General features: G+C 44.6%; 22 protein-coding genes. 5 read left to right on the forward strand and 17 right to left on the reverse strand.

Annotated elements, in window-relative coordinates:
• Window positions 1-8: 8 nt before the first annotated feature.
• Genes CL55_RS06780 through bchF form a run of 7 tightly spaced genes read right to left on the reverse strand, consistent with a single transcriptional unit; the run spans window position 9 to window position 10220 of the window.
• The gene (locus tag CL55_RS06780) at window positions 9-1439 is read right to left on the reverse strand and encodes a BCD family MFS transporter (protein WP_046330402.1); all 1431 of its coding nucleotides are present in this window, start codon (window positions 1437-1439) and stop codon (window positions 9-11) included.
• Window positions 1436-2137 (reverse strand): magnesium protoporphyrin IX methyltransferase, encoded by a 702-nt coding sequence (gene bchM / locus CL55_RS06785; protein WP_046330403.1) that lies wholly within the window; start codon window positions 2135-2137, stop codon window positions 1436-1438. The genes CL55_RS06780 and bchM overlap by 4 nt, the downstream gene beginning before the upstream one ends.
• Window positions 2138-2139: 2 nt before the next feature.
• On the reverse strand, window positions 2140-3051 hold the full coding sequence (gene bchL, locus CL55_RS06790) for a ferredoxin:protochlorophyllide reductase (ATP-dependent) iron-sulfur ATP-binding protein (RefSeq protein WP_046330404.1): 912 nt from the start codon (window positions 3049-3051) through the stop codon (window positions 2140-2142).
• Complete coding sequence (locus tag CL55_RS06795) at window positions 3051-6833, reverse strand: magnesium chelatase subunit H (protein WP_205621265.1); 3783 nt, start codon at window positions 6831-6833, stop codon at window positions 3051-3053. Before CL55_RS06795 ends, bchL begins: the two co-directional genes overlap by 1 nt.
• Window positions 6823-8448, reverse strand: a complete 1626-nt coding sequence (gene bchB, locus CL55_RS06800) for a ferredoxin:protochlorophyllide reductase (ATP-dependent) subunit B (RefSeq protein WP_046330406.1) — start codon at window positions 8446-8448, stop codon at window positions 6823-6825. The genes CL55_RS06795 and bchB overlap by 11 nt, the downstream gene beginning before the upstream one ends.
• 9 nt (window positions 8449-8457) lie before the next feature.
• Window positions 8458-9750 carry a ferredoxin:protochlorophyllide reductase (ATP-dependent) subunit N gene (locus CL55_RS06805; protein WP_046330407.1) on the reverse strand — a complete coding sequence of 431 codons (1293 nt, stop codon included), beginning with the start codon at window positions 9748-9750 and terminating at the stop codon, window positions 8458-8460.
• Window positions 9747-10220: a 2-vinyl bacteriochlorophyllide hydratase gene (gene bchF / locus CL55_RS06810; protein WP_046330408.1), complete on the reverse strand. Its 474-nt coding sequence runs from the start codon at window positions 10218-10220 to the stop codon at window positions 9747-9749. Before bchF ends, CL55_RS06805 begins: the two co-directional genes overlap by 4 nt.
• 198 nt (window positions 10221-10418) lie before the next feature.
• Here bchF and CL55_RS06815 point away from each other — a divergent pair, with 198 nt between their 5' ends.
• The 5 genes from CL55_RS06815 (at window position 10419) to CL55_RS06835 (ending at window position 15792) form a co-directional block, all read left to right on the forward strand.
• On the forward strand, window positions 10419-11243 hold the full coding sequence (locus CL55_RS06815) for a cobalamin B12-binding domain-containing protein (protein ID WP_156156279.1): 825 nt from the start codon (window positions 10419-10421) through the stop codon (window positions 11241-11243).
• Window positions 11244-11274: 31 nt separating this feature from the next.
• Window positions 11275-12699: a transcriptional regulator PpsR gene (gene ppsR / locus CL55_RS06820; RefSeq protein WP_046330410.1), complete on the forward strand. Its 1425-nt coding sequence runs from the start codon at window positions 11275-11277 to the stop codon at window positions 12697-12699.
• A gap of 6 nt (window positions 12700-12705) precedes the next feature.
• On the forward strand, window positions 12706-13398 hold the full coding sequence (locus CL55_RS06825) for a hypothetical protein (RefSeq protein ID WP_046330411.1): 693 nt from the start codon (window positions 12706-12708) through the stop codon (window positions 13396-13398).
• On the forward strand, window positions 13382-14875 hold the full coding sequence (gene crtD, locus CL55_RS06830; RefSeq protein WP_046330412.1) for a 1-hydroxycarotenoid 3,4-desaturase CrtD: 1494 nt from the start codon (window positions 13382-13384) through the stop codon (window positions 14873-14875). The genes CL55_RS06825 and crtD overlap by 17 nt, the downstream gene beginning before the upstream one ends.
• Before the next feature lie 86 nt (window positions 14876-14961).
• Window positions 14962-15792, forward strand: coding sequence for a carotenoid 1,2-hydratase (locus CL55_RS06835; RefSeq protein WP_237150478.1), 831 nt, complete (start codon window positions 14962-14964; stop codon window positions 15790-15792).
• Window positions 15793-15804: 12 nt separating this feature from the next.
• On the opposite strand, the gene CL55_RS06840 is transcribed toward CL55_RS06835, so the two are convergent.
• The 10 genes from CL55_RS06840 to bchY form a co-directional block, all read right to left on the reverse strand.
• A complete protein-coding gene (locus CL55_RS06840; protein ID WP_046330413.1) occupies window positions 15805-16869 on the reverse strand; it encodes a phytoene/squalene synthase family protein in 1065 nt (354 codons plus the stop codon).
• Window positions 16859-18418: a phytoene desaturase gene (locus tag CL55_RS06845; protein ID WP_082091909.1), complete on the reverse strand. Its 1560-nt coding sequence runs from the start codon at window positions 18416-18418 to the stop codon at window positions 16859-16861. The genes CL55_RS06840 and CL55_RS06845 overlap by 11 nt, the downstream gene beginning before the upstream one ends.
• Window positions 18419-18475: 57 nt before the next feature.
• Window positions 18476-19519 (reverse strand): photosynthetic reaction center cytochrome PufC, encoded by a 1044-nt coding sequence (gene pufC, locus CL55_RS06850; protein WP_046330414.1) that lies wholly within the window; start codon window positions 19517-19519, stop codon window positions 18476-18478.
• Entirely contained in the window at window positions 19516-20514 is a 999-nt protein-coding gene (gene pufM, locus CL55_RS06855; RefSeq protein ID WP_237150479.1) for a photosynthetic reaction center subunit M, read from the reverse strand. The genes pufC and pufM overlap by 4 nt, the downstream gene beginning before the upstream one ends.
• A 32-nt stretch (window positions 20515-20546) precedes the next feature.
• Entirely contained in the window at window positions 20547-21371 is an 825-nt protein-coding gene (gene pufL / locus CL55_RS06860) for a photosynthetic reaction center subunit L (protein ID WP_046330416.1), read from the reverse strand.
• 98 nt (window positions 21372-21469) lie between these two features.
• Entirely contained in the window at window positions 21470-21646 is a 177-nt protein-coding gene (pufA, locus tag CL55_RS10550; protein ID WP_071608677.1) for a light-harvesting antenna LH1, alpha subunit, read from the reverse strand.
• 10 nt (window positions 21647-21656) lie between these two features.
• Window positions 21657-21878, reverse strand: a complete 222-nt coding sequence (locus CL55_RS10730; RefSeq protein ID WP_046330417.1) for a hypothetical protein — start codon at window positions 21876-21878, stop codon at window positions 21657-21659.
• A 50-nt stretch (window positions 21879-21928) separates the two neighbouring features.
• Window positions 21929-22075, reverse strand: coding sequence for a light-harvesting antenna LH1, beta subunit (gene pufB, locus CL55_RS06870; protein WP_046330418.1), 147 nt, complete (start codon window positions 22073-22075; stop codon window positions 21929-21931).
• A gap of 123 nt (window positions 22076-22198) precedes the next feature.
• A complete protein-coding gene (gene bchZ / locus CL55_RS06875; protein WP_046330419.1) occupies window positions 22199-23656 on the reverse strand; it encodes a chlorophyllide a reductase subunit Z in 1458 nt (485 codons plus the stop codon).
• On the reverse strand, window positions 23656-25179 hold the full coding sequence (bchY, locus tag CL55_RS06880; RefSeq protein ID WP_046330420.1) for a chlorophyllide a reductase subunit Y: 1524 nt from the start codon (window positions 25177-25179) through the stop codon (window positions 23656-23658). The genes bchZ and bchY overlap by 1 nt, the downstream gene beginning before the upstream one ends.

Below are 25179 nucleotides of genomic sequence, written 5' to 3' on the forward strand. Positions count from 1 at the left end.
TTAATAAACTAGCTTGGAAAATCCGCTAGGCCAAACTTACTCATTTTTGAAATATCCAGGTTTCGCTTTTTGGCTACTAGTGGACCCAACGCAATCAAAGTAATAAACAACAAATAAATCTCAATGTGATAAACAAAGCTATACCCTGTAGCGGGATTCATTAATGTGGTGCCGATCACTCCGCCCATCGCTAAATCGGAGACGAGATCACGAATAACTCCTCCCAGTGACATACCAATTCCAGAGCAGGTTGCTGTTACCGCTCCCCACGCACCAATGACCATCCCAGTTTTATTCTCCTGATCCATACTCATGGCAATAGTGAGCGTACTCACTGCAAATAATCCTCCACCAAATCCGATCAGAAGTGCACCTAATCTAAAGAGATTGGGTGAACCTAATGGCTCTGAAAATATCACCATGGAGAAGGCAATCAGCCCAAGCAGGAGACCAGATGCAGCAATTCTGTAGGCGTTATAACCCTTGCTTAGCCAGCGCGCTGATAAGGTAAATGCCAGTAAAGATCCGCAGGCAATCAGCGCAGTTAAAAAGCTAGTAGCAGATACATCTAATAAGAGTATTTCTCCACCATAGGGCTCCAAGATAATGTCTTGCATGCTAAAGGCAGTGGTACCAAGTCCCAGCATGATCAGAAAACGACGAACCTGTGGCGCCTTAATGAACTCGCTCCAACTTTGTGAGAATTTGGGCTGAACAATAGATGGCGCAGTATTTTTAGGCTGCCTTGCTTCTTGCTTCCACAAGGCAAATAAATTGAGTAATAAGGTAATGAGTGCAACTCCCTGAATCACCTTAATTAGCTGAATCGGGCTAAATGGGTCCAAGAAGACGCTGAACATCACGCCACTTAAGACCATGCCGAATAGCAACATGACATACATCATTGCTACAACACGGGGACGATTCTTTGCGTCTGCTAAATCTGTTGCGAGAGCTAAGCCAGCAGTTTGAGTAGTTTGCATACCCGCGCCGACTAGTAAAAATGCTAATGCACTGCCAAGGTAGCTAAACCAAGCTGGCCAATGGGTATCTCCAGACAGAATGATGAGCGCAAAAGGCATGATGGCCAAGCCACCAAACTGCAACCAAGTCCCGATCCAAATATAAGGAACTCTTCTCCAGCCCAATATGGATCGATGGGTATCTGACTTATGGCCAATCAAGGCCCTAAATGGAGCAAAGATGAGTGGGAGGGCAACCATTAAGGCTACCATCCAAGCATCCATGTGTAACTCAACAATCATGACTCGGTTTAAGGTGCCAACCAATAAGGCAGTAGCCATACCTACCGAAACTTGAAACAAAGATAGTCTTAAGAGGCGGCTCAGAGGTAAATCTGGGGTCGCCACGTCAGCAAAAGGCAGAAAGCGAGGATCAATCCTCGTCCATGTCTTAGCCATCTTTGACAAATTGATCATGATACTTTTTCAATCTCCATGAGTTGTGACTTATAAAAACCACTAGAAACTAATTGGGTGTGGGGAATTTTCCAATCCACAAACCAGGGTGATTGATTAATCAACTTACTTAACTTCACTTGACTAATGGGCTCGATGAACGGCGCCCGATCTTTTCTCGGAAACAGACGGCCAACACGAATCATCACTTCCAAAGGCAAGGTACTTGGTGCAAAAGTAAATACAATCTTTTTAGAAACCCGGGGCGCTAGCTTCTCTAATACAACCAACATATCAGCAGCGCAGTAATGGATCATGGAATCCATACCAACAACGTAATCAAATTCACCTAAGCTGTCATCGAGCATATCGCCGGACCTGAAGTCAATATTTTGACGATCGGCAGGAGCAATTCTTTCTTTAGCCAATTCAATTAGATTGGGTGATAAATCAATCGCAACAACACTCGCTCCTTTTTGGGCTAACTCAAGAGCCAAAGCACCAGTGCCGCAGCCCGCATCCAAAATTCGCCTTCCAGCTAATGACTCTGGTAGGCGAGCAATCAGATTTGAGCGCATTTGATCGCGCCCTGCTCTGACTGTTGCTCTAATTCCACTAACCGGAGCATCAGAAGTTAATTTTGCCCAAGCATCATTTGCAGTCCGATCAAAATAGTCCTGCAACTTACTACGTCTATTTAAATAAGAAATAGCGCTCATAATTAGTCAAATCCAAGTAAGTCAAATATTTCACGGTCTTTGAGCGACTCTGTAAGGATAGGATCGTCATCTAAAAGTAGGCTGGCAGCTAAACGCATATATTCGTCTTTGACCTTTTCAATCTCTGGGGTCGATTCCATTTCAAAAACAGTACATTTTTTGAGACGGCTTTTACGAATCGCATCGAGATCCGGAAAGTGCGCCATTGTTTTTAAACCGACCCGCGTATTGAATTTATCAATCTGGTCTGTATCCGCGCTTCGATTAGCAATCACGCCACCTAAACGCACGTTATAGTTTTTGGCTTTAGCGCTGATAGCCTGAACAATCCGGTTCATGGCAAAAATAGAATCAAAATCATTTGCCGCAACAATTAAGGCCCTATCAGCATGCTGCAATGGAGCTGCAAAGCCTCCACATACCACGTCACCCAAGACGTCAAAAATAACGATGTCGGTATCTTCAAGTAAGTGATGCTCTTTCAAGAGCTTGACAGTTTGACCAACAACGTAGCCACCGCACCCAGTTCCTGCAGGAGGGCCACCAGCTTCTACACACATCACACCGTTAAAGCCTTCGTAGACAAAGTCTTCTACCCTGAGTTCTTCCGAGTGAAAATCTACTGACTCTAGAATGTCAATTACGGTAGGGACTAGTTTTTTAGTCAGCGTAAAGGTAGAGTCATGCTTTGGATCGCAACCGATCTGAATGACTCGCTTACCCAGTAGTGAAAACGCTGCAGACAGATTAGAAGAGGTTGTACTCTTACCAATCCCTCCTTTGCCATAAATTGCGAATACTTTGGCATTCCCAATTTTTTCATTGGGGTCCAGGTGAACCTGTAAGCTCCCCTCGCCATCGGTTGGCTTACTTCGAGTGTTAATCGAAGAAACTGGCACACTAACTGTATTCATTAAATAGGTACTCCCTCATAAACGCCTTCAAGTCGATCTTCAAAGTCATTAGCAACGCGACGCAAGGTCTCTAATACTGATGGCTCTGGCTTCCAATAATTTCTTTCTGATGCTTCCAATAGTCGACTTGCAACTTTTGCTGATGAAGCTGGATTGAGCTTCATCAATCGCTCCCGCATCTCTGGGTCTAATATGAATGTTTGTGTTAGATGTTGATAAACCCAGGGCTCTACTTGACCGGTCGTAGCAGACCAGCCAACAGTATTAGTTAAGTGACTCTCTAGCTGGCGAACGCCCTCGTAACCATGCTTGAGCATGCCTTCGTACCACTTTGGATTGAGCATGCGTGAACGGGTTTCTAGTGATACCTGCTCATTGAGAGTTCTGACTACGGCAGTACCGCGAGTTTGATCGCCGATATACACGGGCGCCGCTTTTCCACCCTTGGCTCTTCTGACGGCCCTGCTAACACCACCTAAAGTATCGAAATAAGTATCGATGGTTGTGACACCAAGTTCAATGGAGTCCAGATTTTGATAAGTGAGCTCAACATCCGCCAGGATATTGTTCAGAAGCTCGCTTTGTAGCATGGGGACGCCAGTTCTTCCGTATGCAAAGCTTTTACGACGAGTATAGGTTTCAGCTAACTCGTTTTCATCTTTCCATAAGCCGTTATCAATCATCATATTGACATTGGCACCATAGGCGCTCTCGGCATTACCAAAGACCCGCAATGCAGCAGTCTCAAGATCGCAGCCATTTTGAGCTTGATAAGCTAGGGTATGTTTTTTAATAAAGTTTTGATCAAGCGGCTCATCCGCGCTAGCTGCTAAGTAGGCTGCCTCTGCAAGTATGCGGATTTGCAAGGGCATCAGATCTCTGAAGATCCCAGAAATCGACACCATGACATCAATTCTGGGTCTGCCCAACTCTTCTAAAGAAACTAGTTGAGCGCCAGCTAATCTACCAAAGCTATCAAAACGCGGCAGCGCACCCATCAGCGCCAAAATCTGCGCAATTGGTCCACCTTCTGTTTTTAAGTTATCTGTACCCCACAACACCATGGCGATGGATTCTGGCAACGGATTACCGTCGGCTTTATAACGCTCTAAGAGCATATTCGCTTGAGCTAGGCCATCTTTCATTGCAAATTTACTCGGGATACGGAAAGGGTCGAAACCGTGAATATTCCGACCAGTTGGCAGCACCTGTGGGTTGCGAAGAACATCGCCTCCAGGTGCAGGACGAATATAGCGCCCCTCTAAGGCCTTCATTACTCCCTGCATTTCGCTATCAGCCTGTAACTCGCTGTATACCGCAAGCAATTCTTCTAACTCGGCACGGAGCGTGGGAGTTAGATTCATTTTTTGGGCTTTAACAAACTGCTCCAAACTGTCGCTATTGATCAGCTTTTCAATACTAGCTCGTTCAAAGTTTTTGAGTTCACCCTCTTGAACAGATAAAAAGCTCACCAACATATCTAAGCTCTGCTCCATGCTTAACGGACTACCGAGAACATGAAGGCCATAAGGAATGAGCGTGTACTCTAACTCCAAAATCTGCTCACTCAAATGCATCACAATCTGGTTGACTTCACTTGAACTTAAATTCTTCCATAGAGGTTCTGGCGAAGAAAATTCAAGTTCGACTGCTTGTGCTTGCATTGAGTTAAGTAACTCTTGCTCAGTTTCGCTCCAAGATTGCGCTGCTTCATTTGGAACCAGCTTCCGCCAATGCTCAACCGCTTCCTTAAACTCCAGCAAGCCCTGATATAGGCCTGCTTGTGAAACCGGTGGTGTCAGATAACTAATTAAGGTTGCGCCAGCACGGCGTTTAGCAATCGCACCTTCTGATGGATTATTTGAGGCATAAATATAGAGATTTGGTAAATCATTAATCAGGCGATCTGGCCAGCATGCGCCAGACATTCCCGATTGCTTGCCTGGCATAAATTCGAGGGCACCATGAGTACCAAAATGCAATACTGCTGAAGCTGCAAAATCTTCACGAATGTAACGATAAAAGGCAGAGAAGGCATGAGTTGGTGCAAAGCCTTTCTCATACAACAAGCGCATGGGATCGCCCTCGTAACCAAACCCAGGCTGAAGCGCTACAAATACATTTCCAAACTGTTTACCTAATACAAATAGTGATGAGCCATTACTCAGTAGATTTCCAGGTGCTGGGCCCCACTGCGCTTCAATCTCTTTTAACCAAGGTTCACGACGAATGTGATCCGCAGCACTAATGAGAGTATGCACATTGGCATCTGTGCCATGCTCTTTTGAATTACCAATCAGAATCATGTCCCGGAATTCATCGATGGATGCAGGAACATCAACGCTATAACCCTCTGCTTTGAGGCTTTTTAAGGTATTAAATACGGATTCAAAAACACTTAAATGGGCAGCCGTACCAACTCTTCCGGCATTTGGCGGGAAGTTAAACATCACCAGGGCTACTTTGCGATCTGCACGCTCAGCTTTGCGCAAGGCAATTAATTTAGATACGCGTGCCGCTAGCATTGCAGTACGCTCTATACAGGTATGCATGTCATGACGATTAATGCTGGCTTCAAATACGCAGCCCTTATGGCAACCCTTGCATTGCACACCTACATCACCTGCTCTACCACCAAATACCATCGGAACAATCGCACCATCAAGCTCTGGTATGGCAATCATGAGCGTGTTTTCTACTGGCAACAGTCCTCGGTCAGAGCTACCCCAATCATTGAGGGTCTGAAACTCTAAAGGTTGTGCTGCGAGGTAAGGCACATCTAAAGAAGCGAGCACCTCTTCAGCTGCTTTTGCATCGTTATAGGCAGGACCACCAACCAAGGAAAATCCGGTAAGCGATACAACCGCATCAACTACTTTCTCACCATTTTGGTAAAAGAATTGGTCGATAGCTGGTCTTGCATCCAAACCTACTGCAAATATAGGGAGAACTTGCAGTCCTTGCGCCTCAATTGCAGCAATGACCGAATCGTAATGCAAAGTATTGCCAGCCAAAATATAGGATCTGAGCAACAGTAATCCAACGCGACCTTTGGATTTCTTATCAGAAACCAATTTAGGCAAATCGTTAATAGACTCACTCATACGGCCTTTGAGCCGTGGGTGATAAATACCGTTATCGGGGTAGATGACTGGCTCAACTAGCTTTTCTTTAGTCTTTAAAACTTCTCTCTCACCAGCGGCATAGCGATTGACTAAGTTAGTCACCATATGGAAGAGATTCTCTTCGGAGCCACCCAACCAATATTGCAGAGTTAAGAAATAGGCTCTGACATCTTGTGCATTGCCTGGAATAAATCGAAGAATTTTTGGTAGGCGACGCAGCATTCGCATTTGCGCTGCACCACCAGTTTGGGCTTTCTCTTTATTCCCACGCAAACGCTTTAATAAGGCCATCAAGCCAGTTGCTGGCTTGCCCATATCAAACCCACCCATACGGGTAAGAGAAACTACTTCACCTGCCGACATTGCGCAAATCATGGCATCACATTGATTGCGCCGAGCTTTTAAGGCCTCAATCACTGGCTTATAGTGATCTTCCATAAAGAGCATTGTCACAATCAGAATGTCTGCTGACTCAATGTCGGTAATGCAGTTTTCTAGAGCTTTAGCATCTACGGTCCAAGCAGAAGCAGCATGAATGCTGAGCTCAAGACTAGGTAGCTTTTTCTTGAGGGCATAACGAGCTCTCTCTGTCGCACTACTCAAGTGCGTGTCCATCGTAATGATGGAGACTCTCATGGGGATTTTCTTATCTGCCATAGTGAGCCTTTGCATCGTAGAGCGTTTCAATAGTGATATGGCTAATGCCATGCTCAACTGCGAACTTCTCGGTATTGCGTCGTGCTTTGCCTCTAACAAAGAATGGAATCTTTCCCAATTCTTTTTCTGCTTCTGCATCCCATAAATTCGCTGGCTCTGTACCGCTAAATATTTCAGCATTTACCTGTGTGTGGCTGACTACTGGAGCGATTGATTGTGGCTCTGATGAGTGTAGATTCTCTTTAACAGCTGATGAATGACCTAGATGAGAAGGTGCTGCCTTAGCACTAAATTCAAAATCATCGCGGAACATCATAATCAGGTGCTCTTCAAGACCCATCATGAGTGGATGAATCCAGGTGTCAAACAATACATTAGCACCCTCAAATCCCATCTGTGGTGAGTAGCGTGCTGGAAAGTCCTGAACATGGACTGGCGCAGAAATCACAGCACAAGGAATGCCTAATCGTTTAGCGATATGGCGTTCCATTTGTGTACCCAAAACTAAGTCTGGGGTGAGCTCAGCAACTTTTTCCTCAACTTCTAAATAGTCATCGGTAATTAAAGCTTCTACTTCATAGAGCTTTGCAGCTTCACGGACTTCGCGGGCAAATTCGCGGCTGTAAGTTCCTAAGCCAACTACCTTAAAGCCAATTTCTTCTGATGCGACTTTGGCAGCAGCAATGACATGACTTGCATCGCCAAATATAAATACACGCTTATCGGTTAGATAAGTAGAATCGACCGATTTTGCGTACCAATGAGCCCGTTCATCTTGAGACTGTAAAAAAGACTCCGGATTGATATTCGCTAATGCGGCGACTTCTTGAACAAAGGCTCTCGTAGCTTTCGTACCAATCGGAATTGTCTTTGTGAAAGGCTGTCCAAATGTCTTCTGCAGCCATGTACAAGTCAGCTGAGCAATTTCTGGATACAGCATGACATTAAAGTCTGCCTGAGGTAATTGGGTGATATCTGCAACCGAAGCATTCAGAGGTGCAACTACTTTCACCTCAATGCCCATCGCCTCTAATAGAGACTTAATTTCTTGAATGTCGTCGCGATTTCTAAATCCTAAGGCAGTGGGTCCGAGAATATTGCAACTAGGCTTTTGATCTTGTTTTGCATTAGTTGCCCGCATCTCTTGATACTGCTGGGCACTAATGGATTTATCGAATGCCACTAATCCACGAGCAATATGATAAAAAGTTTCTGAAGCGCCCCAGTTTTCTTTTTTCTGATACGAAGGAAGTTCGAGTGCAATCACAGGAATCGGTAAAGTGAGTGCTCTTGCCAAGCCACCTGGATCGTCCTGAATTAATTCTGCAGTACAGGAAGCGCCTACGATCATCGCCTTAGGCTGGAAACGTTCATATGCAGAATTGACAGAATCCTGGAATAACTGCGCTGTATCCCCGCCTAAGTCTCTTGCCTGAAATGTCGTATAGGTGACTGGAGGACGGGTTTTAGCGCGACCAATCATCGTAAACAAGAGATCAGCGTATGTATCACCCTGTGGCGAATGCAAGACATAATGCAAATCGGTCATCGAGGTAGCAATGCGCATTGCACCAATGTGTGGTGGGCCTTCATATGTCCAGAGTGTCAGTTGCATATGAGCTCTTTATGCCGCTAGTTTTAGACTGCGATTTAATGGTCGTGCAAACAGTTCTGCTAAATCAGCAGCCTGCTCATATCCATGCACGGGGCTAAATACCAACTCAATTGACCACTTAGTCGTAATGCCCTCAGATTCAAGGGGATTGGCTAAGCCAAGTCCACAAACTACGATGTCGGGCTTATCACTTCGACAGCGATCTAATTGCTTCTCGACATCTTGACCTTCAACGATGCGAATATTTTCTGGCAGTAAATCAAACTCACATTCCAAATGTTGCTTATGAATATAAGGTGTGCCTATCTCCAGAACTTTCATGCCACATTCTTTGGACAAGAAGCGCGCTAAAGGAATTTCTAGCTGTGAATCTGGGAAGAAAGAAATACTTTTATTTTCCAAAGCTGGCAGGTAACGTGCGAGACTCTTTTTAGCCCGATCAATTCTGACTTGGGTTACTTGATCAAATTTGCCATCATCAATATTCCAAGCCTTGGCTGCAGCTTTAAGCCATGCGGTAGTACCTTCAACTCCAAATGGGAATGGTGCAGATAGTCTCTTTGCGCCCCGCTCCTCAATGAGTCTGGCAGTTTCAGCTAAGAAGGGCTGGGCAAGTAGGTATTGAGTATTGCTGTTGATCTCAACTACTTGCTTTGAACTCTTTGGCGGGAAGAACGATACATTCGTAATTCCCAACTCATTAAAAATGCGTTGAAATTGATCTTCAACGATATCTGGCAAGCAACCAACGATGAGTAAATTTTGCTCGGCTTCAGGAGCTTGTTTTGGTGTGTCAGATATTAAGGATGCCAAGCAGGCATCCTCGCCTTGAGTAAAGGTTGTCTCAATCCCACTACCCGAGTAACTCAATATGCGGCATTGATTGATCATCTCTTTATTCAATCTTTGCGCGGCACGAGACAGATCCAATTTAATCACTTCTGACGGGCAAGAACCCACTAAAAATAGCATCTTGATGTCGGGACGTCTTGTCAGTAAGGCCTTTACAACCCGATCTAGCTCATCGTGCGCATCCGCAATTCCAGCAAGATCACGATCATCAATAATCGCCGTCGCAAACCTTGGCTCTGCAAAAATCATGACTCCAGCAGCTGACTGAATTAAATGCGCACAGGTTCTTGAACCAACTACCAAGAAGAAAGCATCCTGAATTTTTCGGTGCAGCCAAATAATCCCCGTGAGCCCGCAAAATACTTCCCTTTGACCACGCTCTTTGTAGATTGGAATATTTTTCCCAACATGGGACTGAGCTTCTTTTGGCAGATCGACGATAGCGTTCATGCTGTAACCTGATCGTTAAACTGCAGGCGAGCCATCCGAAGCTTGTAAATAAACTGGCCTGCATTAATAAAATAGGATGCATACGCTGCGAGAGCGAGATACATCAGACTACGATCGCTCATGCCACCAGCTATGAGGAAGTAGAGATAAATCGTATGTAGGGAAATGACCAACATACTAAATACGTCTTCCCAGAAGAAACTATCGGCAAATAAGTACTTTCCGAAAACAACTTTCTCCCAAATACTTCCAGTAAGCATGATCAGATACAAGAAGAAGGTTTTAACCACTACTGAGATGGTGGCTAATTCATAGTGGTGGCCAGAAATGAGGTATTGCAAGACCAAATACAGGCTAATGAGGCAGACTAAAAATTGAACAGGCGCCAAAATCCCCTGAACCAGGGTCCACACAGTTGCATCGCGTTTTGCGCGTTGTTCCTGACTGTATAGAGGCTTATTGATCTTCATTTTTGGGCGTTATGTATTTGGCTATGTGTAAACAAAACTTTACGCTTATTAGAACTTACTAATACTGGTACTTTCCCTAATTTATACTAGTATTTACCCTTATTAATGGAAAATAATTGCCATTATTGGATCTCTAGTGTAATAATTATTTTACATATGTTTGCAAACAATACAATACTTTAGATCAAGGGCCATTTGGTGAACCCATCTTTTAAAAAAGAACTCATCATGGAAGTGTTCAGCACTCAACTACCCCGCTTAGTTGAGGAAATTGAACGCAAAGTTGAGGGGGCAAATAAGCCTAAAGCCTCCAACGAAGATGGTTGGATTGAGGCTCCAGCGCCCACCCTAAGTCAACAAGGGGAAGTATTAGGTGATGAAGAGATTGATCGGATCACCCAATTACTACTCTCTACTGAAGATGGAGCCTTTGAGTTGGCAATCACAGTACTCAAGACTCATGGAGTATCGATCAATTACATCGTGTTAGATCTCATACCAACTATTGCCAGAAGGCTAGGTAAACAATGGGAAGATGACACCCTGAGTTTTGCTGAGGTGTCGATTGGGACCAATAAGCTAGAGCGAGTGATACATAAACTTGACTATCTTTTTCAAGTAACTCAACTAGAAAAACGTGGTGATCATTCGATTCTGATCTCAGTTTTTCCAGAATCGCAGCACTCTTTAGGCACACTCATACTTTCAAATTATTTTATTCATTCTGGTTGGCGTGTTTATCGCCCAGAAAATAACAGCCTGAGATCCATCAGTCGAGAGCTTGAATCGAACAACCATGATGCTATTGCTATTTCAATATCTTGCAACGAGCAATTAGAGCAGCTACCAAATACCATTAGCGTCTTGAGGGAAAAATCCAAGAACCCAAAAATCAAGGTTCTGATTGGGGGTCCGCTTTATAATAAGGCGCCTGAAAAATTTACTCATATTCAGGCAGATATAAAAGCATTTACCCCTGAAGAATCTGTCGAAAGATTAGAGCTTGTTCTCAGCCAAATATAAAAATAATTATTAGAAAATCGATAAGAACATAGTGACCAAAATCTTCAATCTAGATCCCGAAGCAATCAATGCCTTAGATGTGAATCAAGCAGCTGCCATGCTGTCGCTTTCAGTTGATCTTGTTCTTGTGATGAATAGCTCAGGCTTAATAGAGAATGTATTAAACGGATCAAAGCCAATAGCCACCAATACACAGTCTTTGATTGGGAAAAATTGGCTCGATACTGTTGCCATTGATAGTCAGCCTAAAGTCAACGCACTACTGAAAACAAGCGAGGATGAGTCCGAGCAAAAGTGGCGTCAGGTAAATCAATGGATTGAAGGATCCCCCTCCTTACCAATTCAATTTAGTACGATTTTTTTTCCAAAAGAAAATAAGCTAGTTGCCATTGGCAAAGATCTCAGCAGCATCTCTGTATTGCAGCAAAAGCTTGTAGAGTCGCAACAAGAAATTGAGCGTGACTATGCCAATCTTCATGCAATACAAAATCGTTACGTTCAACTCTTTAATAATATTGATCAGGCCTATTTAATAGTAGATAGTCAAACGTTAAAGATTCTTGAGGTGAATAAATCTGCGGGTTTTTTAGTAGGTGATCTAAAGAAGATTCAGGGAAAACTATTTACCAATTTATTTCCTGTAAAAGATTATGAGGCTATTCAAACTTACTTAGCAGAATCAAAATCTGGAATTTTGCAATCTCCAATCCAATCAACACTGGAGAATCTCAAAGAGAATGTAGAAATCTCGAGCGTCTTGTTACGCGAAGGCAATCAAAATATTTGCCTTGTATCTATCAAGCCAAGATCAAAGAGTACCCAGATTAATAATCTGAATGAGCAAACCACTTTACTCACACAAGCCATTGAAGACTTTCAAGATGGTTTTATTGTTTGTAGTACTAGCGGTATCATTTTGACTGCCAACAGCACCTTTGTTTCCATGTCTCAATCTGCCCAAAAAGAAAATATTCTCGGCAAGTCTTTAGAGGTATGGCTTGGTAGAGCAGGCATTGATTTAAAAATTATTCTCGGTACCGTCCGTGAATACGGCTCAATTAAAGACTATTCAACAACAATTACAGCTGATGATGGCAGCTCACCTAGAGAGGCTCAAATTTCAGCAGTCAGCTTTATTAGTGGAAAACTTTCAGCGGTTGGCATCAGTATTCATCTGATCTCGAAATCTGTACAGCAACCTAGCGCTAAATCTGAGAACTTAGGAAAGAATGCGAAAGAACTCACCCAATTGGTTGGCAAAGTTCCTTTGAAGCAAATCGTTACAGAGACTACCGACATTATTGAAAAGTTATGTATTTTGGCCGCCTTAGAACTCACTATGTCTAACAGAGCATCAGCAGCAGAATTACTTGGCTTATCTCGACAAGGTCTTTATATCAAAATGAGGCGTTTTGGCATTGTTGATGGTAATGCTGCCGAAGATATTGATGCCTAATTTCTCATGACTAATCAGACAGCAGTATTAGCTTTAATCAATATTGCTGCTGGTTCCAGTGGATGGGGGCTATCACGCTATGTTCTGGGTAAATACCCCTTCGCTGGGCTGCAAGGCCTGCAATTTTGCAAAGTGCTAGGCTCTGGATTTAACGGGGGATTTAGTACAAAACCCAGCCTCACAAAACAAGGCTTCTTTTGTGTATTTGATGAGCCTGAAAATGCAGCCGCTTTCTTAAAACATGCTGCTATCTTGCGTGCATACAAAGATCACTCCAGCGAAATGTTTACCGCTACACTCCAAGCCTACTCTAGCCGTGGTTCGTGGTCTTCATTTCCAATGCAAGACTTGGCAGCAAAACCGATAAGAGGTCCCATTGCATCTCTGACTCGAGCTTCAATCAGACCTACTAAAGCGATGCAGTTTTGGAGCAAGGCAAAGCCTGCTGAAGTCTCCATTAATCAGGCATCTGGAAAAATACTGACGGCTGGACTTGGTGAGGCACCCTACCTTCGCCAGGCAACCTTTACTATCTGGAACGATGAGCAGTCTCTAGATCGTTATGCGCAGGAAGGGGCTCATCTCGCAGCCATTAAAGCTGCATACGGTAAAGACTATTTTTCAGAATCCATGTTTACGCGCTTTGTAGTCAATTCAGCTCAAGGTGTATGGCAAGGTAAGTATGTTGAAATCGCCTAAAGTTCTCATTGTTGGAGCAGGCATTGGCGGTCTTAGCGCTGCTTTGGGGTTATCCCATCAAGGCCTGGATGTCACGGTAATCGAAAAGAATGCAGGGCCGGGCGGAAAGATTCGCCAAGTACAAGCGGGTAATTCTTTTATTGATTCTGGCCCCACAGTCTTTACGATGAAATGGATCTTTGATGAGCTCTTTGCAAATTGCGGTGAACATTTTGATTCAGAATTCGAACTTGAAGCATTAGATATTCTTGCGAGGCATAGTTGGGGCGATACCTATCTAGACCTCTACGCCGATAGTCAAAAAAGCGCTGACGCTATCGGTCAATTTAGCGGGCCACAACAAGCAAAACAGTTTTTAGAGTTTTGCAAAACAGCAAAAAAAGTATATCAAGCACTTAAAACGCCCTTTATTGAGTCCCCTCGCCCTAGCATGATGGGAATGATGTCTTCTTTAGGGCTAGCAAAAAGTAAAGTGCTATGGGACATCGGCCCTTTTAGTAGCTTATGGTCAGCATTGGACCGCTACTTTCCTGATCCTCGTCTACACCAGCTATTTGGACGTTATGCGACCTACTGTGGCTCATCACCCTATTTGGCTCCAGCAACCCTGATGTTGATTGCCCAAGTAGAAATGGAAGGTGTTTGGTCTATCAAGGGCGGAATGATTAAGATCCCCGAAGTCATTGCACGCTTAGCCCAAAAGAAACAATGCAACTTTAGATACAACTCGGAAGTCCAGTCTCTGGATATCGCCGGAGATAAAGTAAAAGGTGCGTTACTCACCTCAGGCGAATATCTTGAATGTGATTACCTGATTTTCAATGGCGACATTAACGCCTTAAAGCACGGCTTACTGGGTGAGCCAGCCAGTGAAGCGATTCCTAAAAATCTTCAACAGGTAAACTCCCTATCTGCAGTCACTTGGTCAATGCAAGTTAAAGCATCCGGCTTCCCCTTAGTCAGACATAACGTTTTCTTTAATCAACCTTACCGCGATGAATTTTCGGATATTTTTACTAAGGGAAAAATTCCAGAAAATCCAACGGTGTATATATGTGCTCAAGATAGAACAGGTCATGCGATTGAGAGCAACTCACATGAACGACTGCTGTGTCTGGTAAATGCGCCAGCAAAAGGTGGTACTTCATCCTATGACGTAAAGGAAGTAGATCGATGCGAGCAAAAAATATTTTCACTTATGAGCCAATATGGTCTGCAGCTTCAAAATCTGGAAGTGACTCGAACGAGCCCTCAAGAATTCGCCAAACTCTTTCCGGGTCGCGGAGGAGCTCTTTATGGTCAAGCAACTCATGGATGGATGAGCTCGTTCCAGAGGCTCGGCTCTCAATCTCAAATCAGCAATCTACTACTCACGGGGGGAAGCACTCATCCGGGTCCGGGAGTTCCTATGGCAGCTATGTCCGGTCGATTGGTGGCCGCAACCCTAATGGAACACCTCGGTTTGACCAAGCGGTAGATCCAGGCAATTATCTCTGGTGGTATGTCGATGGTCTGAGTGACGATGGTCTTTATGGCTTTAGCATCATTGCTTTTGTTGGCAGCGTGTTCTCACCCTATTACGCTTGGGCCAATAAAAAGCAACCTGCCAATGCAAATGACTACTGCGCTATCAATGTTGCGCTTTACACACCAAATTCAAAATACTGGACTATGACTGAGCGGGCTCAGAACGCGATCAATAGAACAGAACATACTTTCACGATTGGCCCTAGTCATTTACATTGGGAGAATGATGTTTTAACCATCGAGATTAAAGAGCGTGTCCCTTTACTAGGAAATAAGGTAGAGGGCACTATCAAGGTTTATCCAGATCAACTCTTTAACCATGTTATCGCCTTAGATGATCAGGAAAAGCATCGCTGGGGGCCGATCTCCCCATCAGCAAGGGTTGAAGTATCCTTTACCAAGCCCAATTTGCATTGGAAAGGAAGCGCCTATTTTGATTCGAATGAAGGTGATGAGGCAGTTAGCCAATCGTTTAGCGAATGGGACTGGTCCAGAGCACATCTTAAGGATGGCAGTACAGCCGTTATTTATGATGTCCGCCAAAGCAATGGTGCCGAGCGCATCATTGCCTCTAAATTTAATGTCGATGGCACAGTTGAACCCTTTGCAGCTCCAGAGAGAGTCTCTCTACGAAAAACTGGTTGGGGCATCAAAAGAAATATGCGCTCAGAAAAAACTGGCACGGTTGAGCTGTTAAATACATACGAAGATACTCCGTTTTATGCACGCTCCCGAATCCAATCTCACCTACTTGGGGAAGGGGTCATTTCGATGCATGAGACTCTCAACGTCAATCGTTTAAAGTCCAATATTGTGCAACTCATGTTGCCCTGGAGAATGCCTAGAAACCCAACAATGATTTTTTAACTTAATAGAGTTTTAGGCTTGTTGCTGAGCCTTAGCGTAAAAGCTTGCTGTTTTTCGGAGTTCTACTTTTTCAAGTAGTCCTACAACCCAAATTAATCTTTCCTCAACGCTTCCAGTGTAATGAGCATAGGGCTCTTCTGGCCTGACGACATCAACTAAAAACTGAATAGAAGCAATCTGACTAAAGCTGCGGTCCGGCTTAACAGTAAAGATTGCAGTTCTAAATGCCTTCACGAGTAGGAGTAGCTTTCTCTTTTTAGAGACTACGGCACGTCGAGAGACCGAATCATAGGCTTGTCGTTCTACCTGGCGACTGATTTCTGAGTAAATAAAGCTAGCAGCGGCAATTGCTGACCTGCAGTTACGCGGTAAGCCAGAAAATCCAAAGGAAGAACGGCTGTAAAGATGATCTGCGTAAGTAATGAGTCTTTTAACCACTCTGGACAATGCGGGACTAAATTGGGGATTGATTAACCACTGATCCGGATCAATACCCTCCTCCTCAAGCCACTGCTTTGGCAAATAGAGTCGTTGATTTTTTGCATCCTCACCAACATCTCTGGCGATATTACTTAACTGCATTGCTAGTCCGAGCTCGCATGCTCTCTCTAAAACCGTACGATCTCTGACTCCCATAATTAAAGTCATCATGACACCTACGGTAGAGGCCACTCTTGCTGAATAATCACAGAGTTCCTCTATCGTGTCGTATTGCCTGCCATGGCGATCCCACCTAAACCCCTCAACAAGAGCATCTAACAGCTCCCTAGGAATCAAGAATCGTTCAACGACTAAAGCAAGTGCTCTATCTGCAGGGATATCAGCAGGAGTCTGCGCATAAATACAATCGAGTCGATACTCAATTTGCTTGATGACATCATCTGGCGCATCAGGATCATCTACCATGTCATCTAATAGACGGCAGAATGCATAAAGGGCAATTGCAGAATCCCGTATTTTGCTGGGCAATATACGTGAGGCAGAAAAGAACGACTTAGAGCCCTCCTTCATCAGACTTTCGCAAGTCTGCAGATCTTGCTGAAAACCAAATTCAGCGGTAATCGCTCTATCGTGCACGGCTATCTACAACCTTAACAGGCTCGATTAATGAATCTAGGGCTTTGGCTGACGACAGTACTCCAGGTATGCCAGCACCAGGATGGGTGCTTGCCCCAACCATATAAAGACCTTCAATATCTTCACTGCGATTGTGTGGCCTAAACCAAGCGCTTTGGGTTAGGAGAGGCTCCAATCCAAATGCTGCACCCTTAAAAGACAAGAGCCTGTCTTTGAAATCTTCCGGAGTCATCACAAAGGACTCCATGAGGTTTTCCTCTAAGCCAGGTAATACCGTCTCTTCTAACATTTTTGCAATAGCCTGCCTATAGGGCTCAGCCTCTTTTTTCCAATCCGTTCCACTATCTAAATGGGGCACAGGAGATAAAACATAAAATGTGTCACAGCCCTCTGGCGCCAAGCTGGGGTCAGTAGCAGTTGGACGATGCAGATAAAGGCTGAAATCTTTTGCCAAGTGATGACGTTTAAAAATGTCCTCTAGCAATTCTTTATAGCGCTTACCAAGCAACATCATATGATGAGGGATTTGTGGATACTGTTTCTTAGTTCCAAAATACCAAACAAATAAACTCATGGAATACTTTCCATTGTTTATTTTTCTATCTGTCCAAATTTTTCTATGCTGCGGATCAATCAGATTTTTATAAGTCCAGGCAGTATCTGCGTTTGACACCACCTTATCAGCGTAGATCACTTCCCCACTTTCCAAGGTGACCCCGGTGACCTTGCGATCGACGATATTGATTTTCTTGACCGTGCTGTTATAACGAATAGAAACCCCAAGACCTTCGAGCAAGCCCACCAATCCCTTGACAATAGCGCCAGTGCCTCCCATCGCAGAATGCACTCCCCATTTACTCTCTAGAGAATTAATTAAGGCATAAACAGCAGTTACTGAAAATGGATTTCCGCCAATCAGCAGTGGATGAAAGCTCATGACCTCTCGCAGTTGAGGATCTTTCATATGCTTGGCTACTAGGCTGTAGAGAGTTTCCCATGCCCGCATTTTGATCAGACTGGGAAATGCCTTTGCAAGATCAGCCAAACTATCAAAGGCGACATCGCCTAACTCTTCAAACCCTAACTTATAACGGTATTTGGCATCTTCCAGAAAGCGTAAATAACCCGGTAAATCCTTAGGATTAAATTTACTGACTTCCCGCTTCATTTGCTCCAAATCACCTGTGTAATTAAAGATTCGTCCATCAGCAAATCGTATTTGGTAGAAGGGATCCATGGCGCGCAGATCAACATCATCAGCCATTTTTTTACCGCACATCTCCCACAACTCTTCTAATAGAAATGGGGCGGTAATGATGGTCGGGCCAGCATCAAAGGTAAAGCCATTTTTTTTATGAACGTATGCCCTACCCCCGGGACTTTCAAGTCTCTCTAATACTTGTACTTGATATCCTTTTTTTGCCATGCGAATGGCGGAAGCTAGACCTCCAAATCCTGAGCCAATGACTAAAACACGCTCAGCATGATCACCATCATTGAAGCTTGTGATTTGATCCGGAATCTTAAATAGATCGACCTTTTGGTCCATCACACTTCCTTTAGTGAAATCCCCCTCTTGCTCCCGATGAACAAGAGGGGGTCTACATCAGTTTTTAGCGCTATGAATACTATCGTTCGGCTTAGTTTTAGCAGGTACAAGATAGGGATAATCTTGCAGCATGCTTTTTCCTAATAAAGGCTTATTTACTCCCTGGTGACATGTTGCGCAATTGGCTTTAGCAACATCGCCAGTAGGCCCTAAACGATTTGCTGGGAATACATCCGTTATGGAACTAATGAAATTGGTATTGACGTCCTTCAACATCTGAATACCGTGCCATGCCTGTACACGCTGTGGAGTACTCTGCTCCCAACTGCCGAAATTATTTGAGTTGTGACAGTAAGTACAGTTCACATTCAGCGAAGTAGACATATGGGTCATGACGCCATACACACTCTCCGTCGCTTGAATGGAAGCTTTATTACCAGTCGGAAGTGCTGTATCACCAATCACCCGGGCTGGGCCGGAATTTGCAACAAAGTACGTCCCAAATGGTTGATTAGGTAAGGAGCTATACCCAACATTGCTTGAAGGATCATTTTGCCCATTAGCATTGCCGAGCATATTGCCGCCACGCTTTTCTTCAGGGTTAAACCAAACGTTTTGTGGGATGTTATTACCACGGTGACAGGTATAGCAAGTCACTCCAGTGGTTTTAACGTGATTACTCCAAGTGCCATTAATCTCTTGATTCATCAAGATCATTTTTCTAGCGACGGTCTTGGTATACAAAGAATCATCAGCAAAGTTTTGAACGTTATGGCAGTAAGCGCAACCTTCCTTTGGAGAAACCCAAGCGGTCATAGACACCATGAAAGCACTGAACTGAGCAGCACTCAAGTTATTCAGCACCTTCACGTTCTTATAGACAGCTCCAGCCTTAGGTCCATCAGCCGATGCCGGAATTCCCGCTGGCATTTCGTTCAGCTTTGCCAGTTGAGCATCCGTTCTTGGATTATTAATCTGGGCCATACCAGTTCCTCGGAAGCCCATTTGCTTTGAGTCTATTGGCGGCCGCTCACATGCGGTCAGCATCAAGACACTCAGAATTCCCAATACCACTGTTAATTTATGACGTAGGTTCTTCATTTTTTCTCCCCCATAGCAACTGGAGCAACGGGCGCTGAAAGAGCCGGATCCGCCACCGTTCCATATATTGCTGGATAAGCAGGTGCTATATCGTGCTTCACACCCCATAAATACCAGTTATCAACTACTGTTCCAGTTAATAGGATGCCAATACCACCAGTCAGCGGCGTCAGTATTGCAAACCACCAGGCCCAACGGTGAATGGATTCCATGGTTGCATTGAAGCCCATAGTCCATCTCCAAAACAGTGCGGCCCGCTCTGAAGCTGTACCACGATCAACAATTTGTTCTATTTCTCGCTCGCCACCAAACCGGCTCACCGCAAGAATGGTTGCTCCGTGCATGGCGAAGAGTAGTACAGAGCCATATAGAAATACGATGGAGAGCATGTGGAACGGGTTATAAAACAAATTTCCGTAGCGAATCGAGAATGCAGCTGTCCAGTCCAAGTGAGAAAAAATACCGAATGGCACCGCTTCACTCCAGCTACCCATTAATACAGGTCGAATGAGACCGAGCACTAAAAATAACCAGATTGCGGAAGCAAATGCCCAAGGGACATGATTTCCCATACCAAGCGCTTGAGCTCGGCGGAAGGTTCTAAACCACCACAACATAATGGAGATTGTGGAAAAGAGGCCCACAATAAGCCACCAGCCACCCTCATTTAAAGGCGGAAAGCTAAGGCCATATTTTGGTGCAGGGGCATCCAGAGAAAGCCAGAACAGTTTTTTGACAAACTGAAGTGGATTCCACCCTACTTGGGCCAACATATTCATACCGATGATGAAAAATGCTGTCATGCCGAACATGAGTGACGCGACACCAAGCCGTCCCAGATAAACTGGTCCGATCTGAGCATTGCCTAGACGACCCAGTAAATGGCTAATACCAATTGAGCGAGTTCGCTCACGCATGTCGTATGCGTTAATGGGCACGCCATGACTAGCAGGTCCAGTTACTTGAGTTTGAGTAAATAAGTTTTGATATTCCATGATGCTCTCCGCATATTTAATTCAGCTGAAAACTACCCCCAGATAGGCAAATTCAACCACCACGTCCACCACTCAGGCCATCCTTTTGTCCAGAAAGGCCCGCTGATTACGATACAAACTGCACTCCAAAATACAGCTGCTAATGCCAGGAATAAACCGAGACGGTGAATTCCTAAGGTTCCCACTGAATAACCAATAATGTCTCTGAAGAAGGTGTCTTCGTGCTCTGGGGTTCTTACAGTCTGACCGGCAGCAGGATTGGTAGAAGACAAAACTAGGGCACCGTGTAGAGCAAGCGCTAGCGTTGTGGTAAAAAATAAGGTCACCGCAATCATGTGAGCCGGGTTGTAATGAAAGTGTAGGTACTGATAACCCGTATTGGATACCCAATCTAGGTGACTCAATATTCCATACGGGAATCCATGTCCCCATGCACCCATCAGAACCGGGCGAATGACCACTAAAGTAAAGTACGCAAAAATTGCCATGCTAAAAGCCAGTGGCACATGAAGACCCATGCCGAGTTTTCTCGAAATTTCTACTTCGCGCAAAGCCCATGATCCGAATGCGCCTAAGGCACAAATTGTAATGATCTGCCAAAGTCCGCCCTCCATCATGGGGGCTGGCCCGAGACCATACTTCAGATCGGGCGGAGCAATATTGATTTGCCAGGGATTAAAGACCCCTACCTGAGAGGTTCCCCAGAAAATCATTGCAGTCCCGAGAAACGTAAAGAAGACTGTAGTGACACCAAAAAATCCCACGTAAAACGGGCCTACCCAGAAATCAAATAGATCTCCACCGATAAGCGTTCCGCCGCGTACGCGGTATTTCTTTTCAAAGTTGAGCATGGCCATTTAGCGCTCCTTGCACTATGAGATTTTTCTCATAATTAATTAATATTGCGTAGACGAATCACTATCTCTAGAAATTCGTCTACGGTTTGTACATCTACTTACTTCTTCGCTGCAGAAATTGCTGCTTTGTACTGCTCTTGACTCATGCCATCCAACCATTTGTATTGAACAGTGCTCAATAAAATGAGATGAATCATCGCTGCCAAAGCAAAGAGAAAAACTCCTTGGGCAACCATTGCACGTAGTGGGTCGTATAACTTCCAAATTCTCCACATAATATTTCTCCTAATTTAAGTAAGACATAAAACCGTAAACACCTGACTCCACTGATTTGAAGAATGATCCCCCATCAGATCCAGAAAATAACCACGCTTTCTGGGAGGCAGGCAATACAACCAAAAAGAGAGCCGCCATAAAGATCACTACATAGCTAATTAGAAAAATAACCTTGAACGACACCGTGTCGGGAAGATGATTCTTATTTATTAAATCCGTACTGGTCTTCATATAAAACACTCCTTTTAGTTGAATCTATTTACTATGTACTTACTGCTGCATCAAAAGAACCATGGACGCCATGCCCATACAAGTATGTGCGCGACGACTGCGATAGCAGTAAAACCAAGCAAACCTTGCACATAAAATGCATGGAATTCTTGAGCTTCTGCATCGGTAAGCCCAGATATAGATCTGTTTTCACTCATGATGACTACTCCTTGAGACTGACCTTTCGGTCTTTTCTACATCACCCCTGTAGATTTGGGGATACAGCTTTACTACGCCATATACGTTTAGCCTTTTCATAAGGCAATTTCTTTTATCAAAAGTCATACTGTCTCTCCACTCATTTGGGATAGCGTTGACTTTTGAACACAATCGACTGTCACTCTTTCAATGTTCTGTTTGCGAGCCTCAAACTCAGATTCGTCACGGATTCTTTTTGCAGCTGAAATTTGCGTCAGCACAGGCTGATTACTAATTAATTTGTTCATTAATGCTTGGGCTTCCTCTTCCCACGGAATAGAAGCAATCTGCCCTTGCAATCTTGCTGGGGTTGGATCCACCTTATCCATCTCTGTACCCAAGGGCAGGATGTGAAAGAGCGCATCAAATAATGAGTTACATACTTCTTGAATCAGATAGACCGCTCCGGAATAACCCATAAACGGAGTGCCGGTGTGCCGACGAATAATTGCGCCAGGAAAGGATGCGGGAATATAAGAGAAACGTGCATTCACTTCGCTTCCGTACATCCGCTCGTTATAGCTACCAAACATAACTAATGGTGTTTTCTTCTGCACCAGATCTCTCACTTCGACGTTATTCGTTTTATTGCCTGGCAATCTAGAGACGGCAAAGTTACAAGGAAGACCCATCTCATCTTCCAAGAAATTGCGCACACCACGGGTATAGGTTTCGTTAGCAACGATGGCAAAACTGGCTGTACCAAAGAAGTCTTGAGTCACAGAGCGCCATAAATCCCATGCTGGCTTGAGTGTGGTGTGCTTTTCTTTTTCAATAAAGCCTTCCACATCAATCTCACAGAGTTCGCCAAGCTTACGAAGGAATGCAGTGGTCGATTGCATACCAATCGGTGCCTGTAAATAAGGGCGCTCGAGGGTCTCACACAATAAGCGTCCGTATTCGCGATACATACAAATATTGACATCTGCATTAACTAACTTTGCAACGTCGGCAAGATGGGAGCTCAATGGGAACACCATATTGACCTCTGCCCCTACACCCTCTACCAGGCGTCGAATTTCTGCAAGGTCACTATATAAATTAAAGCTGCCATAGGCTGGCCCAATAATATTGACTCTTGGCTTTTCGCCTTCTACTCTTTCACGCTTTGGAATCTTTTTGAGGCCATACTCTGTCCATAACCAATTCATGGCACGATTTGCGCACTGCCATTGATCTTCATCGATGGTTCGTGGCAAGAAACGCTTAATTCCAGTTCCTTCTGGTGTCACACCTCCGCCAATCATTTCAGCAATAGAGCCTGTAACTACTACTGCTGGTAAATTGGGATCGAGCACCTTGTGGGCCCGCTTCATCGATTCTTCTGTACCTTCTCTACCGAGCTGCTCTTCTGCTAATCCAGTAACCACAATCGGCAACTCATGCGGAGGCAATGCATCGGTGTAATGCAAGACTGAAGTCACTGGTAAATTTTCACAACCGACAGGTCCATCAATGACAACCTGCAGCCCCTTGATAGCTGTGAAAACATACACGGCTCCCCAATAGCCGCCAGCGCGATCGTGATCAATGACTAACATTAGCCCATCTCCTCCGCTTTTTGCTTGGCAATTGCTTTCTCAAGCTTACGGCGAACTTCGGCCTTAAATTCAGGACGATCTACCGGCATGTCTTCCCAAACTCCAGTTGCATGCTCAGTACCGACACCTTCAAAGAATTCAGTCATGTTGTTGAATCGCTCTTTATTAGCCAGAGCTGCATTCACAACCTGGGCCAATGAACCCGCGCCTGCAGCACCCATCAGCGGCCGTGCAGATATTAAATTCGTGAAATATAAGGACGGTATAGCCAATTCTTTTGCTTTTTGGACCACTGGCGTAGTACCAATCACTAAATCTGGTGAAAACTCTTTCATTGCAGCAAGGTCTTGCTCAAGAGAAGCGCGGTATTGCACATGTATGCCTCTAGATTCAAGCCAATCCAAGTCCTTGCTGCTCCATACTGTTTTTGGACAAGCTGTTCCAACGTAGCGAACATCTGCTCCACTCTCAACCAGTAGTCTGGCAACTAACAACTCGGAACCCTCGTAACCACTCACAGTGATACGACCTTTAATAGGCTTGGCGCTTAGGGCCGCCTTGATCATGGGCAAAAACTTGGTTTTTGCATTGCCAATTTTTTCGGCACTAACACCGCAAGCTTGGCCAATCTCGTCTAGCCAGTCCGCTGTACCGTCATAGCCGATTGGTGCAGATCCGACAATTTGTCTACCGGCAGTCTGAAACTCACGAATACTCGCTGTATAAAAAGGATGAATAGCCGCAACTACTTTAGAATCCATTGCTTGATACAGTTCACGCCATTCTCTGGTGGGAACAACAGTTCCAACAGCTAAGCCCATGGGTTCAATCATCATCCCGATACTGATAGGATCTACTGGGAACATTTCTCCAAGCAAGGTGATGGTTGGCTTCTCTGATACGCCATTACGAGGCGCTTGAACTGGGCCACTCTCAATTTCATTACGTGCATAACGTAACATTGCGCTAGCTAAAACATCTTTCGCTTCGGCATGGGTAGGAACTCCAAAGCCAGGAACATCGATACCAATGATGCGTACACCATTAATTTCTTTTGGCAGTAATTGGAGTGGTACACCGCTAGCAGTTGGTACACATAAGTTAATGATGACAATCGCATCGTAGAGCTCAGGGTTAGCCTCTTTGTAAACTGCTTCACGGATATCTTCGAATAACTTGCCGGTTACTAAGGATTCCGAATTAAATGGCACATAACCTACGCTGCGACGGGCACCATAAAAATGCGAGGTAAAAGTTAAGCCATAAACGCAACAAGCAGAACCCGACAGAATGGTGGATGTGCGACGCATTCTTAAGCCAACCCGCAGGGATCCAAATGCAGGACACATGCTCTGCGGTTGGTCATGAGGTCCCTTTGGGTAATCTTGAGCGTACTGCCCCAAGATCTCGCTCTTACTAGCATTTTTTGCTGCAGCGAGTAATCCTTCTGCGCCAGAGTGGCAAGCAATCCCCGATACATCGGCAGATGCATTTTGAATAGGAATTACTTTAGATGATTTCAT

It is taken from the genome of Polynucleobacter duraquae (assembly GCF_000973625.1).
GTDB lineage: Bacteria > Pseudomonadota > Gammaproteobacteria > Burkholderiales > Burkholderiaceae > Polynucleobacter > Polynucleobacter duraquae.